Below are 17,608 nucleotides of genomic sequence, written 5' to 3' on the forward strand. Positions count from 1 at the left end.
TCGTAAATAAATTAGAAATTAACATTCAAACCAACAGAAATCGTTTTGCTTAACGGGTATAATTTACCATCACCCCAATCGCTGCCAATAGTTTCAGGATCAAAGATTTTGGACATACTGCTGAATGTAGCAAGATTATCGCCCGAAACATATACACGAACAGATTGCATACCTGCCTTGCTCGTTATGCTTTTTGGAAGGGTATAACCCAACTGAATATTCTTCAAACGCAGGTAGGATGCATCTTGCAAGTAGCGCGACTGAGTTTGCATGTTTTTTTGTGAATTAAACAATGGTCGAGGATAAAAGGCATTCAGGTTAGCACCCAATGTATTGTCTTCTCCACGGAAGAAGTCCCAATGTTCTGTAAATCCTGCCGATTGCCACATACCACCAGTTGCTCCCCAGAAGTAAGCGCCACTTACCCAGTAGTCTCTTTTACCGATACCCTGGAAGAATACGCTGAAGTCGAACCCTTTGTAGGCAGCATCCAATGTGATACCATAGTTGTAACGAGGCGTATTGTTACCGATAATCTTCATATCACCATGGTCTTCTAACGTATTAGCTCCGTTGCTGATTTCGCCATCACCATTCAGGTCGGCATACATAACATCGCCAGCTCCCCACTGATTACCCAGACGGCTCTGATTTACCTTAGCCAAGTGTGCATCCATCTCTTCCTGTGATTTTGCAATACCAAGCGTTGTATAACCCCAGATGTCGCCATTCATTCTTCCGTTGTACCAAGTACCTAAGCTGTAGCTTTTGTTTGGATAACGGGTTACTTTCTGTTGAGCGTCAGATACCACGGCTTTCATTCCGTAAGAAAAATCTCCGATGCGGTCTCTCCAGGATAATTCAAGTTCGAAACCATACGATTCCATATCTGAATTGTTGATTTTAGGAACTCCTGTACCTAATACCGAAGATAATTCGGGAGCAGGACCTACCATGTCTTTTGTAGAACGCTTAAAGTAGTCGAATGTACCAGTCAGACGGTTGTTAAATGCACCCCAGTCCAAACCTATGTTCCACGATTCGATTGTTTCCCATGTCATCAATGAGCTAACAATACCTGGAGCATAGGCTGTATTTGTCTTTTCACCGTCAATCAGCCACAAACCATTGTTTGTTCCAACGCTCATGGTTTGATAGAAAGGATACCAAAGCTTAGTATTCATATTTCCAAGCTGACCCCATGAGCCTCTTAATTTCAAAGTGCTGACCTTATCTGTATAATCTGCAAAGAAATCTTCACGAGCAATGTTCCAACCCAATGAGAAGGATGGGAATACACCCCAACGCTCGTCACCTACGAAACGAGATGTTCCATCGTAGCGCACATTGGCTTCAACCAAATAACGCTCTTTGTAGTTATAGTTTAAACGACCGAAGAATCCCGCAGTTGACCAATGTGCATAACCTCCACCTATAGTAGGATTGATAGTTGTAGTATTTACAGTGGGAACATTTGGCGTAATTAAACCATCACCCTGCGCACTCAGGCTTCTGGTTTTCATTACTTCAGCATTGAAACCAGCCATTACTTTGAAGTAGTGGCCATTGTCGAATTGCTTGAAATAGTCAGAGTAAATATTGGTTGTCATGAAGTTTTCCTTATAACCATACTCGTTTACAGTAGTTGAACCTACAGCACGTCCGTCCCATGAAAATGCATATTGATCGCCATTTACGTCGTGTGCATATACAGGAAGTACTTCCCAATGTTGAAAGTTGGTAATTGAATTGATATTTCCCTCTGCATAGATCTTCCAATCTTTGATAGGTTCAATTACCAATTGCAACTGTTGGTAAGAATAGTCCTTCTGGTTCTTCTGTATACCACCATCTTCCATCTGAATTACTTCATTACCTTCCATATAATATCCGTTTGGATCGTATACGGGGTTTGTCGGCCAGCGACGGGCAATGTTGTGGAAAAATAGACCTGTCATATATGACGGACGTTTGTAATCTTCACGAATCCACTTAGAGCTATAATTTAGTTTTACGTGATCTGAAAGAGTAGCATTAATCTTACCATTCAACGTGTAGCGATTAAACTTGTCTTTTCCGTGTGCAATTAGACCATTCTGATCCAAAAAGTTACCACTAACAAGATAAGTTACTTTTTCATTACCACCGCTAACACTTAGATTGTGCTCATGGGATGGAACCCAATCCTTATACATTTCATTAAACCAGTCTGTATCAGCATTAGCTCCGGTATAGTTGTTCCAGCGATTGTTTGTTGTGTTTATCGTAGCACCATCAGTTATTTCACCCTTTTGGTAAGCTAAAATACGCTGCATCTGTGTTTCGCTGAATACGGCACCCTGACCCGAGTTCTTGGCTGCTTCGTTGAAATACTGGGCAAATTTGTATGAATCCAACATATCAGGAACCGCCAACGCATCTGTAAAACGCACGTTGCCAGAATAGTTTACATTGGTTCTTCCTGATTTACCAGATTTAGTAGTAATCAAAATTACCCCGAAAGCACCTCTGGCTCCGTAGATAGAAGCCGAAGCCGCATCCTTAAGAACAGAAATACTTTCGATATCCTGCGGGTTGATGGCATTCATGTTTCCTTCTACTCCATCAATCAATACCAATGGAGATGAATTAGATCCGTCTCCGATAGTACCTGCTCCACGGATGTTTACATTTAAACTATTGTCCAGGGCACCACCTGATGTGTTTACAGAAAAGTTCAAACCGGGAACAACCCCTTGCAAAGCCTGAGATACGTTCTGAACCGGACGCGATTCGATCACTTCAGATCCAACCATGCTAACAGCACCGGTTACGTTCACTTTCTTCTGTGAGCCGAAACCTACAACTACTACTTCGTCAAGTGTTTTTGAATCTACCTTCAGAACAACATCCAGTGTTGATTGTGTAGTAATAACCGTTTCGAAATCCTGATAGCCAATATAGGAAATCTTTAATGTACTTCCTGCGGGTACATTCAGTGAAAATTTACCATCAATGTCGGTTATTGTACCGGTTGTAGTACCTTTTACCGAAACGTTGGCTCCAATAATGGTTTCTCCGGTGGCGTCTTTAACGATACCGGAAACCGTACGCGAATTTTGTTGCGTAACAGTAACACCGGCTTTTAATTCTGACCCGTTTTCTGCGAAAACAGAGGTCGACGAAAGTAATGCCAGGAACGCCAGACCTAATGGCCAATTTCCTAATTTGAAGGCATAGACTTTCTTTTTTGTGTTTGATTTTAAATTCATAAAATTAGTTTACTAACAAATATTGATTTTAATTATTAATAAAAATGTTTCTTATTTATTGATTGAAGGTGGGGTGATTTATTTCTCTTGTTTAAATAATAATTGTGTTGCACATGGATTAATTTAATATATTTCATAACACTTCGTGTGTTGACTCTATTTTATACATTGCAAAGGAAGGTTTAAAAGCCAGATTTAAGATTTGATTTCGTCTAATTGTTTTACAGAATTGTCTAAAAACATTGAAATAAGCACGTTGATGATACATGGATTATTTGATAAATAACTAGAACTATTCTATTTGTTATTTTTAACAAATGCATCTCTAGTATATAAAAAATGTATTTTATATACAAAATAGGATAAAGAAAGGCCTCCGATTGGGAGGCCTTTCTTTACAAATAAACGTCTTAAAATTGTAGGAAGCTAATCTGTGTGTTGGTGTGTAATGGTTGTCTATTGTTCCGTTTCGTCTACAATAGTTGCTGTGGGAGCATTTTTCATTACAGATTCAATTCCGTTTTTACACGACGCTTCGGAGGCATAAAGCTGACTTGTTCCGATTACTTGTCCGTTGGATGCTTTCAAATTAAAGTGGAATTTACCATTCTTTGCCTCTTTAATTTCGTACATCTTGATTTCGGGCGAATTTTTTTGAACTGATTCAATCCCGTTTTTACATGATACTTTTGTTTTATAGCCTTCACTTGAAAGGATGATCTCGCCATTTGATGCTTTCAGGTTAAATTGAAACTCATCGTTTGTTCGTTTTGAAATAATAAATTTCCCCATAATTGTATTTTTTTTAGGTGTGATTAGTATTTCTTCTTGATTATTAAACAATTAGAAGTAGATGTAGGTTTAAGGATCAATATTAAAATCTTACCTTATAAGACTACTTTGTCATATACGATGAAAAACAATTCATAATCCTATCTATTATTCCATACATAACGAGCTTCTATTCAGTAGGCAGCTGGATACTGTTAGTTCAACATATGGAGAACTTGCGTTTGACAATTGGATATTTTACGTTTGACAGCTGCATACTGCATAGATCTCCGTTAGTAAAAGATTACATCCCTTATATAAAGACAGATGTAACTCTTATAAGAGGGAAGTTTTCTTATATAGTTTTTATCATTGCTGTCCCATTAAAATCTAAAATAGTTCTTTGAAATATTTGAAATTTAGTTAGTTATAGAGGTTTTTCGAGCGCGACGATTTCAATTGATAACTTTGCAGCCCATAATAAAGGCTGCAATGAATAAAGAGAAATATGTGTTTGCCCAGTTGATCTCATTTCTGAATGAAGATAAATTCCGACGTATTGTCAACAAGTTCCAAGGGAATCGTTACATCAAGCATTTCACTTGCTGGAATCAACTACTTTCTTTGATGTTCGGGCAACTCTCCAATCGTGAAAGTTTGAGAGATTTGATTATCGCTCTTGATGCCCATCACTCTAAATGTTATCATTTAGGAATAGGAAGGAATGTATCAAGATCATCTCTGTCAAGAGCCAATCAAGATAGAGACTATCACATCTTTGAAGAGTATGCCTACTACCTGATAAACGAAGCAAGACAAAAGCGAGCCACGGAAATCTTTAAACTTGGAGGGAACATCTATGCCTTCGATTCGACAACCATTGATTTGTGCCTGGCCGTATTCTGGTGGGCAAAATTCCGCAAGAAAAAAGGTGGTATCAAAGTACATACACTATACGATGTGGAAACACAGATACCTGCATTCATTCATATCACTGAAGCGGCAGTACACGATTCAAAGACAATGAAAGAAATCCCTTATGAATCTGGTTCTTACTACATCTTTGACCGGGCTTATAACAATTTTAAGATGTTGTATAAGGTTCATCAGATTGACGCATTCTTCGTTGTCAGGGCAAAGAAAAACCTGCAATACAAATCCATCAAATGGAAACGCAGACTCCCCAAGAATGTACTTTCAGATGTGACAATCGAATTGATTGGTTTTTATCCCAAGCAATACTATCCCGAGCAGTTCCGGCTTGTAAGATACTGGGATGAAGAACAAAAACGAGAGTTTGTATTTCTAACCAATGCGATGCACATTTCTGCTCTTCAGGTGGCTGAACTTTACAAGAACCGCTGGCAAGTAGAGTTGTTCTTCAAATGGCTGAAGCAGCACCTCAAAATCAAGAAGTTTTGGGGTACTACCGAAAACGCTGTCCGGGTTCAAATCTATTCAGCCATATGTACATACTGCCTGGTGGCAATCGTTCAACACGATATGCAACTGGATAGAAGTACATACGAAGTTCTTCAAATATTAAGCATTTCATTGACTGATAAAACTCTTCTTCGAGACCTCTTTGATAAAACTAAATTTCAAAATGACAAAGAACGATTTGGACCAAATGGGCCAAATTTATTTAATTATAAATAACGTCCTATTTTTAATGGGACACTAGTGAGTTTTTATTATTTACTAATGTGAAATAATTACCCAACAATAGTGTTTCTACCACTTATCACTAAATTCTATACATATAAACGCTTTTTTCATTCTTAATTCTAAAATAAAGATAATATTTGTCGGTTAATAAAAAAATAAATACTATTTTTGAACTTTCAAGAGCGTTTCTTGTTATTGGACGTTAATTGCTGATTAAGTCTGCTTATATGAAATTTACACGATATTTCCTTATTTGTATCTCTATATTCCTTTGGATATCTTGTGGTTCGGACAAAGACGTTAAGGATATTCTATCAAAATCGGATGCTCTGCTTCAGAGTAATCCGGACAGCGCATTTACATTACTTGAGTCGGTGGAAGAGTTGGATGTTTTATCGGACGAAACATTTGCAGCCTGGTGTTTAGCAAATGCTAATGTACGAGATATATTATTTAAAGAACCTCTTTCTACGGATTATATGCTTCGTGCATTTAATTATTTTAAAAACAAGGGGCGGATAAATGAACAAGCCCGAATCGGGATGTTTTTAGGACACGCTTACAATGCGAGTCAACAACGAGATAAAGCCATGAATATTTATCTGGTTGCCCTTGATTTAGCAGACCGTTCACAAGATTACAACCTAGCAGGATATATTAATACTTACTTGGCAGACCAATATAAGTTTGAAGAAAAATATAACCAAGCAAAAGAGAAATACCAGGAAGCAGCAACTTATTTTGAAAAAGCAAATAACTTACGAAGTCGTGTGATTGCTATGACCAATACAGGCTTTATGAGTTTCTTTCTAAAAGAAAATGATAATATAGTATTGAATTATTACACTCTTTCGGATTCTTTAGCTTTGGAGCTAAAAGATTCAGTTGTGTCTTCAATGGTTAATAATCGAATTGCTCTTTTTTATAGGGTTCAGGAAAAGTATGATTTAGCAGAAAAGTATCTATTGAAATCGATGGAGTATTCAAAAGGGGATAATATTCCAAATTATATAACGCTAAGTAATATATATGGGCTTCAGGGGAAAATTGACAAATCCAGAGAATTATTACAGAATATTTCACAATCAGAGAGCAATCCAGAAGCGAAGGCTGGATTAATTTACCAGCAGTATCTTGTAGAAAAAGAAGACAAAAATTGGGGAAAAGCTTTGGAATACTACGAGGAATCAATGGCATATGTCGATTCTATCCGAAGTGTCCAAGCAAAAACTGATTTGTTGGAAATAGAAAAGAAATATACTACTGAAAAGATTCGTAACGAAAATAACTTGTTAAGGTTGAAAAGTCAGCGTTATTTCTTGTCTCTGGTTCTCATTATTGCTATCACTCTTTTGCTTATTGTTGTTTTCCAGCTGATTATGCGTCGTAAAGATAAGAAAATACGACTACAGGAGCAGGTGCTGCATCAAAAGGATATGTTCCTGGTAAAGCAGCAGCTTGAGTTACGGCAGATGGAAACCGAATTAAGTAAGAAGGAATACGAGTTGCTTAACAGAAGAAAGGTGATGCAGGAGCATCACACCCTGCTTGAAAAACAAAACTCAGCCCTGGAACTTCGTGAGCATGAGATAGAAAAACAGGAAGAAGAGCTCCGTTTGCAGGAAAAAGAGGTGGAGGCGTTAAAGAACGATGTGAACTCGCTAAAACTCAAAGTGCTTCAAAATACGGCGATTTCCAAAAAGATTATCAAATGTGCCCAGAAGGTAACGGTGGGGACGGACGACGGAAAGTCATTGCTCTCGGAAGCTGACTGGACCTCCTTGTTGAATGAGGTGAATGCCGTTTATAAATCATTTACTACTTCTCTTCAGCAGGCTGTTCCCGAGCTGACCTTCGAGGATATCCGTTTTTGCTGTTTACTGCTTGTCGGGTTAGAAACGAAGGAACTTTCTGTGGTCTTATCTATTAACCCATCTTCCATCCGTCAGCGTAAAATGCGTATCCGTGCTAAGGCCGGGTTGACCAATGCGCAAACTACTTTAGAAGAATTTTTATGTAATCTGTAGCCAAAAAAAGAGCTCTTTTTTGAGTCTTTTTACCCCTTGTAGACACTTTTGTTTTTTTTAGCCATGTATTCTGCTGAATATCATGGCTTTATATTTTTGCCTTGTAGACACTCTTTTTGCTATTTTATTAGGTTTCAGTCTCTGTCCAGACTAATTTTGTATTGGATGAATCTGCGGTGGGTTCGTCTGAACATAAAATATTAACGTATAAAATTTAGATGTAAAATGAAACAAGTGAAATTCTTATTACTGTTTATGGCAATGATGCTGTCGGTTTCAGCTTTTGCTGAAAATAACATTTTGGCAATGACGAGAGCTAATTATCAAAATTTAAGAGCTGGTGATGACCAGCCGGTGATGTTGACTGTTAGCTATGCAAATGGAATAATGAAAGTATCGTACGATCAGTCATTGGTTGGTTCGGTATTTACAATCTCAACAATGGATGGACAAACTTTATATAACGGGTATCCACAGGTATCCAATGGTTCATTTGTTCTTCCTGCCACATTAAATTCATCAGATATGTATTTATTGATGATTGAAAACAGCGAAGGAATGTTGTACACAGTATTCACTTTAGCAGACTTATAAAAAAAAGGCACTAACCCGTTACTAAATAGTGTTCACTGGAGAGCTGTCCTCCGGAAATCCTTTCCGGAGGCAGTTTACTTAAAAACGATCTTACTATACTAAAACAAACAAGGTATGGATATTAATGATGTATTAAAACATAAGGCAATTATAAATGAGTTTTATATCGACAGACGCGCCGCAGGTGTAGTTGATTCTTTTTTGATGAAACTAACGGTTGATGGAGTTGTTTACAGTGTACATTTTAATGATGTATATAAAGTGGATATGAAGATGAACTTTGGTATTGTTGCTGGAGATGTGGTTAATTACGTTGTTAAAGGATGTATTCAGGAAAAAGATAAAGATTTTTTTGATGTTTGGAATCCGGTGTTGGGACAAAGAATCATTTCCGACCTGATTTCCTACGAAATTCACTTGCTTCCTGCTGGAAGCACGATTCATATAATCGCTAAGAAAAACGCCATAGAGACCCGTGCGTGGTCGTAAATAAAAAATGACTAAAAGAAACTAATATGAAATTCTTCAATTATTTGTTTTGCAAACTATACAGCCTGAGTGGTTCTGTTGCCCAGAATCTAAGAATTCCGGTATTTCCTTCCATTGTTGGAATATCGTTCTATCAGGTATTAAATATATTTACTATTTGCCTATGTATTTTAATGGCGTTTGATTCTTTAGACGAAATTAATATATATGTAAACTTAGGCGGAATGTTTCTGACAGGAGCCATTCTTATTTTTAATACATTATATTATGGCAGACACGAACGTTATCGTTCTATATTGAAAGAAATTGAGAAGATGCCCCAAACCGCAAGGTGGATGAGTAATTTTTTCTGTATTGTTTATCTTGTTACATCATTATCGGCAGCTTTTTTTGCCGTTAGAGGTTGCACCGTTTTATTTGCATCATACTAATATTTTATGTTAGCTTCTTCAAAAGCACCAGATACCCCGGGGTACTGGTGCTTTTTGTTGTTTAAATGATTGTTTAGCTTGTTATTATCAACATTCCACATATTGGCGTGTTTTATATTTACACGGTTGTAACATAGGAGACTATTTGCCTATATACTATCACCTACTTTTGTTAAATAAATCAATAAAACCTTTTATTATGAGTGAGCTGATAAATAATTCCGAAAAAAGAAAAGAGTTGCTTAAGCATATGATTCTACAATTGCATCAGGGGGAAGCTCCAGGTGAGGTAAGAAACAGACTGGTAGACTTGTTACGATCTATTCCCTATAATGAAGTGGTTGAAGTAGAGCAGGAACTTATTATGGAAGGACTTCCAGAAGAAGAGGTGCTTCGTTTTTGCGATATACATACGGCGGTATTGGATGGCAGTATTGATGTTTCTGCTGCAAAATCATACCCTCCGGGACATCCTGTAGATACGTTCAAAAAAGAAAATATAGAATTGAGAAAGTGTACAGAGAAGCTTCATGCTATTCTGTCTGATTTGTCTCAGTGGAAAACGGAAGATATTCCTACAAACTTTTTAAAGATAAAGGGCCTGTTCAACAGTCTGTCGGATGTCGACAAGCATTATAAACGAAAAGAATATTTACTATTCCCGTTTCTGGAAAAATACGGTATAACTGGTCCTCCCACCGTTATGTGGGGTAAACACGACGAAACAAGGTTATTGTTAAAGTCGGCTCACGAAGTGTTGCAAACCGCCGATTCCATTACTTTATCGGAGGTTCAAACGGTTGCCGACCTTGTACTAAGACCTGCCATAGATGCCATTGAAGGTATGATAATGAAGGAAGAGGAGATTCTGTTGCCGATGTGCCTGGATAAACTTACCGATGAGAACTGGTATCAGATTTACACAGAAACACTGGAATTCGGATTTTGTTTATATGATCCGCAGGACGAATGGACACCAACACTTGCTGAAAGCACGTTTAAAAGCGAACAAGATTCAACCGGGTCTAAAAGTGCAAATTATATACAAGGAGAGGCGATACGACTGTCCTCCGGAAGTTACTCCCTCAAAGAGCTGGAGGCATTGTTTGTAACATTGCCTGTCGATATTACGTTTGTCGACAAAGATGATAAAGTTAAATTTTTCTCCCATAGTCCGAACCGGGTATTCGAGCGTAACAGAGCAATTCTTGGCAGGGATGTGCGTTTATGTCACCCTCCCGGAAGCGTACATATTGTCGAGCAGATTATTAGCGATTTTAAATCTGGCAAAGAAAACAAAGCTGCATTTTGGATTTCATCCTTTAAAGGCCGTTTTGTATATATTGAATATACTGCATTAAGAGGTAAAGATAATGAGTACCTAGGCGTTATAGAAGTTACTCAGGATATTACACAGTTAAGAGCACTGGAGGGTGATCAGCGGCTGTTATCCTACGAAAAGAGATAATATATGGAAGATCGCCTGCCTATAACCCTTCAAATGAAGGTTGCCGAACTATTGAATGATTATCCTGAAATTGAGGATACACTGCTTTCTTTATCACCGGCGTTTGCAAAATTAAAAAATCCAGTACTAAGGAAAACAGTGGCCCGTGTTACAACGCTACAGCAAGCGGCTAAAGTAGGGGGACTCAATGCCGGCTATCTGATTCAAGAGCTTAGAAGGGCAGCCGGAATTTCGGACACTGAGGTTGTACCTGATAAAGAAGAGGGCGACTTTGGAGATTGCCCGGAGTGTTTTGAGGGACTTCCGATTTCAGTAATTTTTGATGCGAGACCTCTTATCGATTCCGGAGATACTCCCATGCCCAAAATCCTTAAAGCGATGGATGACCTAAAGTCTGGTGAGGTATTTGAATTGCTTACCCCATTTTATCCGGCACCGATTATAGATACATTGAGAAAAAAAGGATATAGTTCGTGGAGTAAAAAGGTAGCCCCGGATATAGTAAATACCTATTTTATGCGGAAATAGTCCAGAAGAAAAATCAGATATGAATCATCCCGTATCTGATTTTTTATTTAATAATAGAATCAAAATGTTCTTTTTAAATTGAAATTAATGTTTACTTTGCATGAATTAGATCATGTAAAAAACCTAATTTAATGAAAAGAAGAAACTTTATCAGACTATCGGCTCTGGCAGGACTGTTGGCTGGAGCAAAAGGAGTTAATGCGTTACCTGTTTCCGGTAATAAACTTAAAAAAGAGATTTACGAATGGCGTATTTATAACATGACGGGTGATGCTTCGGTTCTGGATACCTATCTTGAAAAGGCTTTGACTCCTGCATTAAATAAATACAAGGTTAAAGTTGGAGCTTTTAAATTATTTAAGGAGGAGTCGGCTGTAAAACGATTCTATCTGTTCGTATACCCATCCATCGAAACTTACCATCAGGTACAGAAAAAGATATGGGAGGATAAGACTTATCTGGCTGCTTCCAAAACTTATTTTGATCAAACAGCTTCTGCTCCGGTATATTCTCATTTCGATACTTATCTATGTGAAGCTTTCGACCGGCTACCGGTTATGTTACCAGCAGAAAAGAATAGCTTGCTATACGAGCTACGTATCTATAAAAGTCCGAATGAAGATGCCAACAGACGTAAAGTCCGTATGTTTAATGTAGAGGAAATAGATCTTTTCCATAAAAAAGGAATCCAGTCAGTTTGCTATGGAGATATCTTATCCGGTCCCGAAATGCCGGCTTTGATGTATCTTACATGGAATAAAAATCAGGAATCCCGGGATGCAGCATGGAAAGCATTCGGATCTAGTGAGGAGTGGAATAAGATGAAGGTTAAGCCAGAATATGCGTATACTGCAACCAAGGTGGAGAGTATTTATCTTGCTCCGCTTGCATACTCGCAAATATAAGAAACAATTCGGTTATTAAAATTTAAAAAACTATCTTTGCCCTCATAACTTAGGTTGGCTGTATATATAAGGTATAACAGCCAACTTTAATCGATTTAATTTGCCAAATGAAAAATTCTATTGTTCGTACTAAGACAGGAGTCTCTTATCTATATCCATTTATTGTTATCACCTCGTTGTTTTTTTTGTGGGGATTTGCACATAGTATTCTAGACGTTTTAAATAAACATTTTCAGGAAGTTCTTGTGATATCTAAAGCCCGTTCTGCTTTGGTACAGGCCGTAGTCTATGGTGGTTACTTCCTGATGGCACTCCCGGCAGGAATATTTATGAAACGGTTTGGGTATCGGTGGGGAGTAATACTAGGATTAGTACTCTATGGAATCGGCGCTCTCATGTTTTACCCGGGTAGTTTTTTGATGTCATTCAATTTTTTCCTGTTTTCCCTGTTTATAATCGGATGTGGATTAACTTGTCTGGAAACAGCGGCTAATCCATATGTCACTATTCTGGGGGAGCCCGAAACGAGTGCCAGCAGGCTTAATCTCTCTCAATCCTTTAATGGATTAGGTTGGATTGTGGGGCCATTTGTAGGGGGACTTGTTATTTTCCCGGAAGATGGTTCTGCTGGAGATATTGCGTTGCCTTATCTGGTTATAGGAGTAGTCGTTTTAGTGCTTGCAATATTGTTTATGAAATTGCCTTTGCCTGTAATAAGTACATCTGTCACGTCATCAAAAGACAATGAAGGGAAAGCTTCGTTGTGGCATTATCCTCATTTTGTATGGGGTGTCGTCGCATTGTTCTTTTATGTGGCAGCTCAGACCGGAATCAATAGCTTCTTTATCAATTATGTGACGGAAGAAGTTCCTGATATAACGAATCGTGATGCGGCTTTATTACTCTCCCTGGGAGGGATGGGATTGTTTATGACCGGCAGAATTATTGGCAGCTGGTTGATGCGTCGTATGCAGGCAGCAAAGCTTCTTGCATCCTGTGCTTTAGGTGCTATTATTACTATGGTGCTTGTAATGATGCAGCTGCAGTGGATTTCTGTAGGTGCACTGTTTGCTTGTTACCTTTTTGAATCGATTATGTTCCCCACCATATTTGCTTTGGCTATACGGAGCTTGGGTAAGCACACGGAAAAGGCCTCTTCCTTCCTTATTATGTCCATAGTTGGTGGAGCTATTGCTCCCGTTGGCATGGGAATTTTAGGAGAAAACGAGATGGCGAATGGTTTCTTGATTCCCTTGATTTGCTTTGTGGTTGTAGCTTTGTATGCATTTCGAGGCTACCGAAAGATTTGATTTTCGTATACTGAAGCTGACTAACAATTCTTGTTCTATATTGTTATTTTAGTAGAGGATACCACTTCGAATCTGCCGGTATCTATTAATACAATTTAGGAAAGTATGAGACAGCGAATGGTTCGTTATGTTTCGTCGTTAGTAAGATGGCTCTCTACAATGAAGTATCTGAACTGATGGATTGTATTGGTACTCGATTTGTCTCTATCTCTCCTTTCGGCAATTGTATCTTACTTGCTTGTTTTGGCATTTCTTCAAATTCAATTTAATAGGGGAGAGCTTTATCGTTTTGTTTGTTTTGCTTTAGGAGCAGGTCTGCTTATTCAACTTGTCTTTAAACTATACCGTGGTATAATCCGACACGCTTCTATTCAGGAAGCCAGTAGATTGCTTGCTGCCTTATTTTGTAAAGAACTGATATTGTTGATTGCTATCCTGCTTTATTCGGGATTTTCTTCACAGTGGCTTGCTATCGTATTGCTGGATTTGCTAATCTCTTTCTTCTTGGTAATCAGCGTAAGGGCCTTGTTGGTTAGTATCTATTTTACTCTTGTTGGAGGTAATTTAAATGGAAATCGCCTTTTATTTATATACGGCACTGATAATCATAGCATAGCATTAATAAATTGGGTTAGAAGCGGTGCATTACACCCCTATGTAGCTGTGGGTTTACTGTCTACAGATATGTCACAAAGCGGATTGCGAATAGGTGGACTTCCCGTTTTTGCTATTAGTACACCTGATTCATTTCGGAAACTTCTCACTCATGTGAGGTTGCAAACGGTGATGTTTCCAGATTATGCTACAGTGCAGCACGAACGTAATCGATTTGTTGAAGTATGCCTTCAATCCAATATTGAACTGCTTGTAGCTCCTCCTGTAGAATTACTTGATAATCCAGAGAAGACTCGTGAGCATATGAGGGAAATTAAAATAGAGGATTTGCTCGGACGTGAACAGATATCCATCAACATGGATGAAATTTCATCAGTACTTAAGGAGGAGGTGATTCTTGTTACTGGAGCCGCTGGTTCTATTGGAAGCGAGATATGCAGGTTGCTGGCAAGTATCCGAGTGAAACAACTTATTTTATTTGATAATGCAGAAACCCCCATGCATGATTTAAGACTCGAGATACAAGATAGGTACCCCATGCAAAGTTTTGTACCTATCATAGGAGATGTACGTATTAAGTCAAGATTGGAGTTCGTTTTCACTAAATATGCTCCAACGGTGGTTTTCCATGCTGCAGCTTATAAACATGTACCCTTGATGGAGGAGTATCCATGTGAGGCGATTCGGACCAATGTTGACGGAACCAGAAAGCTTGCAGATATGTCTGTTTTGCATTCTGTTAAGCGCTTTATTATGATATCTACCGACAAGGCTGTAAATCCTACCAATGTTATGGGGGCATCCAAGCGCATTGCAGAAATGTACGTACAAAGTCTTAGTTTTAAAATAGATGAAGCACGGGGTAAAACGCAATTTATTACTACCAGATTTGGAAATGTTCTTGGGTCAAATGGTTCGGTAGTAGCTCGTTTCAGGGAACAGATTCGCCGTGGGGGACCTGTTACTGTTACTCATCCTGATATTTTCAGGTATTTTATGACAATTCCGGAGGCTTCTCGATTGGTTCTCGAAGCTGTTACTTTAGGGAGAGGTGGAGAAATATTCGTTTTTGACATGGGTGAACCTGTGAAGATCGCTGATATGGCCAGGAGGATGATTCAATTGGCCGGGCTTATTCCTGATGAGCAGGTGAAGGTTGTCTTTGCCGGATTGCGTCCCGGAGAGAAACTCTATGAGGAATTGCTGACCGATTCGGAGTTTACAGTTCCTACCAGACACCCTAAAATCCGAATAGCGAAAGTGAGAAGATATGAATGGAATGAGGTTAGTACAGCTGTGGATCAATTGATTCGGATGGCTGAATCGGAAGAATCTGAACAGGTTATTCGCTTAATGAAAAAACTTGTTCCCGAATTTATAAGTAACCATTCTCCATACGAAATCTATGATCCTAAAAATTAGTGATTACAGATCTACTTTTGTTAGTTGCGAGAATTTACTACCTTTGTGCTTCAAATCAGTTTACGAAATATAAATTATGGTAATTGCGGTTGATTTTGATGGAACTATTGTAACTCATAAATATCCTAAAATAGGTGAAGAGATTCCTTTCGCCATTGAATCCCTTAAGTTGATTCAGAAAGAGGGTAGGCATTTACTTATCTTGTGGACCGTTCGTGAAGGCGATCTATTAGATGAGGCTGTTGCTTTTTGTAAAGAGAGGGGGCTAAACTTTTATGCCGTTAACAAGAATGATCCTGAAGAAGTTGCTGGAAAGGCACCACGTAAGCTGACCGCCGATCTGTTTATTGACGACCGTAACTTTGGTGGACTACCTGATTGGGGGCTGATTTACAATACGCTGAAAAACAATGACAGCAGAGCCTGTTTTTCTACAGATGTTTTTTTAAAGGGTGCTATGGTACAGGAGGAACAACCTAAGAAAAGTAAATTTTTTGGTTTGATTCGCTGATACGTTGTGCTTACTTGCCTGATTGTTGTTTTAACCAACTGAATATAACCTGATAAGTTTCCTTTCTTGCAGGCTCGTTGGATAAGATCAAGTCATGTTTGCCGTTATGAATTTGCTTGCATGTAACACGGCTTCCCAGCATCTTTCCGTACTTTTGGATATCTTTTACATCAAGTACGATGTCGGAAGTATGATATAGCTCATTCCATATTTTCGTTTCAGGTATGGACTTGTCGGACGACATGACCAGAATCGGACAGGTTAGGTTTAATCCTTTTTGAATGGTTTGATGTCCTTTGTGTATTGCATGGATCCATCCTGCCTTTTTGGGATGTCCGGTTGTTTTTTTCCAGTTTTCGTTATATTCCCACTCTCCATGAAAGCGTTTCAGTAAGCTATGTGCATATTGGGAAATTCCTTTTCCTTCCACTTCCAGATTAGGGAAATAGTTTCCAATAAATGAAATAACAGGTATGACAACCTCTTCCATAAACCAGCTCATATTCATATCGAGGAAGGGACTGTTTAATATTAATGCACTTACAGGAAGTTTGTTGCCCTTACTTTGTAGGTAAAGCGGAGTAATAAGTCCACCTGTAGAATGTGCCATAAGGATAATATCCCGGTTACCTTCCGCTTTGATGATAGCAATTGCTGTATCCAGGTCGGCAAAATATTCTGAAAGGTTTTTTGCGAAAAATGCATCTTGATCAGGTAAAATGGACCGACCGTACTTCCGTAGATCCAGTGCATAAAAGTTATATCCATGTGTTGCAGCACTGTCTCCCAGCGCTCGTTGAAAGAAATAATCGTTGTATCCGTGAACATACAAAATGGCTGGTCCGTCTTTACTGACAGGCTCTCTCTTTACTAATGTGCAAACTACTTTACCTGCATAGTCGTCAGCCATATGCAGTATCCTATATTTGTAATCTGTTCCGGGAAGTTCGGTTATATATTGTCCTTGAGCAGAAAATCCAATAGATATCAGTATAAAAGCAAATAAAAACTTCTTTATCATCATTGTAATTGGTTTGGATAAATTTCAGTTTCAGACCAGTGACGGTTAGCCGGTAAAATGGTAGTATTCTATTTTTTCCAGATTAACCTTCTGGCACAAAGATAACGAATACTTTGTATAGTTAATCAGCAGTCACGAAATACTTTAATGAAAAAATATAGAGAAAGGGTTGCATGCAAAATTTATATTCCCTACCTTTGCACCGCTAAATTTTATTAATTACAAAACAAAACAGCGTTTTATGAACAATTACGAAACCGTTTTCATTTTGACTCCCGTTTTGTCTGACGCACAGATGAAGGAAGCGGTAGAAAAATTCACAAACCTTCTGAAAGCTGAAGGTGCTGAAATCGTGAATGAAGAGAACTGGGGATTGCGCAAGCTTGCTTATCCTATCGACAAGAAGACGACAGGCTTCTACCAGTTAGTTGAATTCAAAGCAAATCCGGAAACTATCGCTACATTGGAAGTTAACTTCCGTCGTGACGAGCGTGTGATTCGCTTCCTGACTTTCCGTCAGGATAAGTATGCCGCAGAATACGCAGCAAAGAGAAGACATTTGAAATCATCTAAAGAAACAGTAAAGGAGAACTAATT

General features: G+C 38.5%; 15 protein-coding genes. 12 read left to right on the forward strand and 3 right to left on the reverse strand.

The genetic code is table 11. The annotated features are described in order from the left end of the window. Nucleotides 1-11: 11 nt before the first annotated feature. A complete protein-coding gene (locus F5613_RS14690; RefSeq protein ID WP_179400327.1) occupies nucleotides 12-3,251 on the reverse strand; it encodes a SusC/RagA family TonB-linked outer membrane protein in 3,240 nt (1,079 codons plus the stop codon). 456 nt (nucleotides 3,252-3,707) lie between these two features. Then, nucleotides 3,708-4,043, reverse strand: a complete 336-nt coding sequence (locus F5613_RS14695) for a YegP family protein (RefSeq protein ID WP_079683612.1) — start codon at nucleotides 4,041-4,043, stop codon at nucleotides 3,708-3,710. Nucleotides 4,044-4,514: 471 nt separating this feature from the next. Between F5613_RS14695 and F5613_RS14700 the strand changes: the two genes are divergently transcribed. From F5613_RS14700 to F5613_RS14750, 11 genes are all read left to right on the forward strand, one after another. Further along, a complete protein-coding gene (locus F5613_RS14700) occupies nucleotides 4,515-5,681 on the forward strand; it encodes an IS4 family transposase (protein ID WP_179398356.1) in 1,167 nt (388 codons plus the stop codon). Nucleotides 5,682-5,917: 236 nt separating this feature from the next. Continuing rightward, nucleotides 5,918-7,717, forward strand: a complete 1,800-nt coding sequence (locus tag F5613_RS14705) for a tetratricopeptide repeat protein (RefSeq protein ID WP_179400328.1) — start codon at nucleotides 5,918-5,920, stop codon at nucleotides 7,715-7,717. A gap of 225 nt (nucleotides 7,718-7,942) precedes the next feature. Then, nucleotides 7,943-8,311 (forward strand): hypothetical protein, encoded by a 369-nt coding sequence (locus F5613_RS14710; RefSeq protein ID WP_179400329.1) that lies wholly within the window; start codon nucleotides 7,943-7,945, stop codon nucleotides 8,309-8,311. A gap of 114 nt (nucleotides 8,312-8,425) precedes the next feature. Next, complete coding sequence (locus F5613_RS14715) at nucleotides 8,426-8,800, forward strand: hypothetical protein (protein WP_068179539.1); 375 nt, start codon at nucleotides 8,426-8,428, stop codon at nucleotides 8,798-8,800. A 26-nt stretch (nucleotides 8,801-8,826) separates the two neighbouring features. Then, a complete protein-coding gene (locus F5613_RS14720; RefSeq protein WP_079684486.1) occupies nucleotides 8,827-9,231 on the forward strand; it encodes a hypothetical protein in 405 nt (134 codons plus the stop codon). 199 nt (nucleotides 9,232-9,430) lie between these two features. Next, on the forward strand, nucleotides 9,431-10,699 hold the full coding sequence (locus tag F5613_RS14725) for a DUF438 domain-containing protein (protein WP_179400330.1): 1,269 nt from the start codon (nucleotides 9,431-9,433) through the stop codon (nucleotides 10,697-10,699). A 3-nt stretch (nucleotides 10,700-10,702) separates the two neighbouring features. Then, complete coding sequence (locus F5613_RS14730; RefSeq protein ID WP_179400331.1) at nucleotides 10,703-11,227, forward strand: DUF1858 domain-containing protein; 525 nt, start codon at nucleotides 10,703-10,705, stop codon at nucleotides 11,225-11,227. A gap of 131 nt (nucleotides 11,228-11,358) precedes the next feature. After that, a complete protein-coding gene (locus F5613_RS14735; RefSeq protein ID WP_179400332.1) occupies nucleotides 11,359-12,132 on the forward strand; it encodes an NIPSNAP family protein in 774 nt (257 codons plus the stop codon). A gap of 107 nt (nucleotides 12,133-12,239) precedes the next feature. Next, nucleotides 12,240-13,442 (forward strand): sugar MFS transporter, encoded by a 1,203-nt coding sequence (locus tag F5613_RS14740; protein ID WP_179400333.1) that lies wholly within the window; start codon nucleotides 12,240-12,242, stop codon nucleotides 13,440-13,442. Between the two features lie 243 nt (nucleotides 13,443-13,685). After that, complete coding sequence (locus tag F5613_RS14745; RefSeq protein ID WP_246303432.1) at nucleotides 13,686-15,479, forward strand: polysaccharide biosynthesis protein; 1,794 nt, start codon at nucleotides 13,686-13,688, stop codon at nucleotides 15,477-15,479. 76 nt (nucleotides 15,480-15,555) lie between these two features. Continuing rightward, entirely contained in the window at nucleotides 15,556-15,990 is a 435-nt protein-coding gene (locus F5613_RS14750) for a BT0820 family HAD-type phosphatase (protein WP_179400334.1), read from the forward strand. A gap of 10 nt (nucleotides 15,991-16,000) precedes the next feature. On the opposite strand, the gene F5613_RS14755 is transcribed toward F5613_RS14750, so the two are convergent. Next, nucleotides 16,001-17,011: an alpha/beta hydrolase gene (locus tag F5613_RS14755; protein WP_179400361.1), complete on the reverse strand. Its 1,011-nt coding sequence runs from the start codon at nucleotides 17,009-17,011 to the stop codon at nucleotides 16,001-16,003. 241 nt (nucleotides 17,012-17,252) lie between these two features. On the opposite strand from F5613_RS14755, the gene rpsF reads away from it, so the two are divergent. Further along, complete coding sequence (rpsF, locus tag F5613_RS14760) at nucleotides 17,253-17,606, forward strand: 30S ribosomal protein S6 (protein WP_079684513.1); 354 nt, start codon at nucleotides 17,253-17,255, stop codon at nucleotides 17,604-17,606. The last annotated feature ends 2 nt before the right edge of the window (nucleotides 17,607-17,608 follow it).

It is taken from the genome of Macellibacteroides fermentans, from assembly GCF_013409575.1.
Taxonomy (GTDB): Bacteria; Bacteroidota; Bacteroidia; order Bacteroidales; family Tannerellaceae; genus Macellibacteroides; species Macellibacteroides fermentans.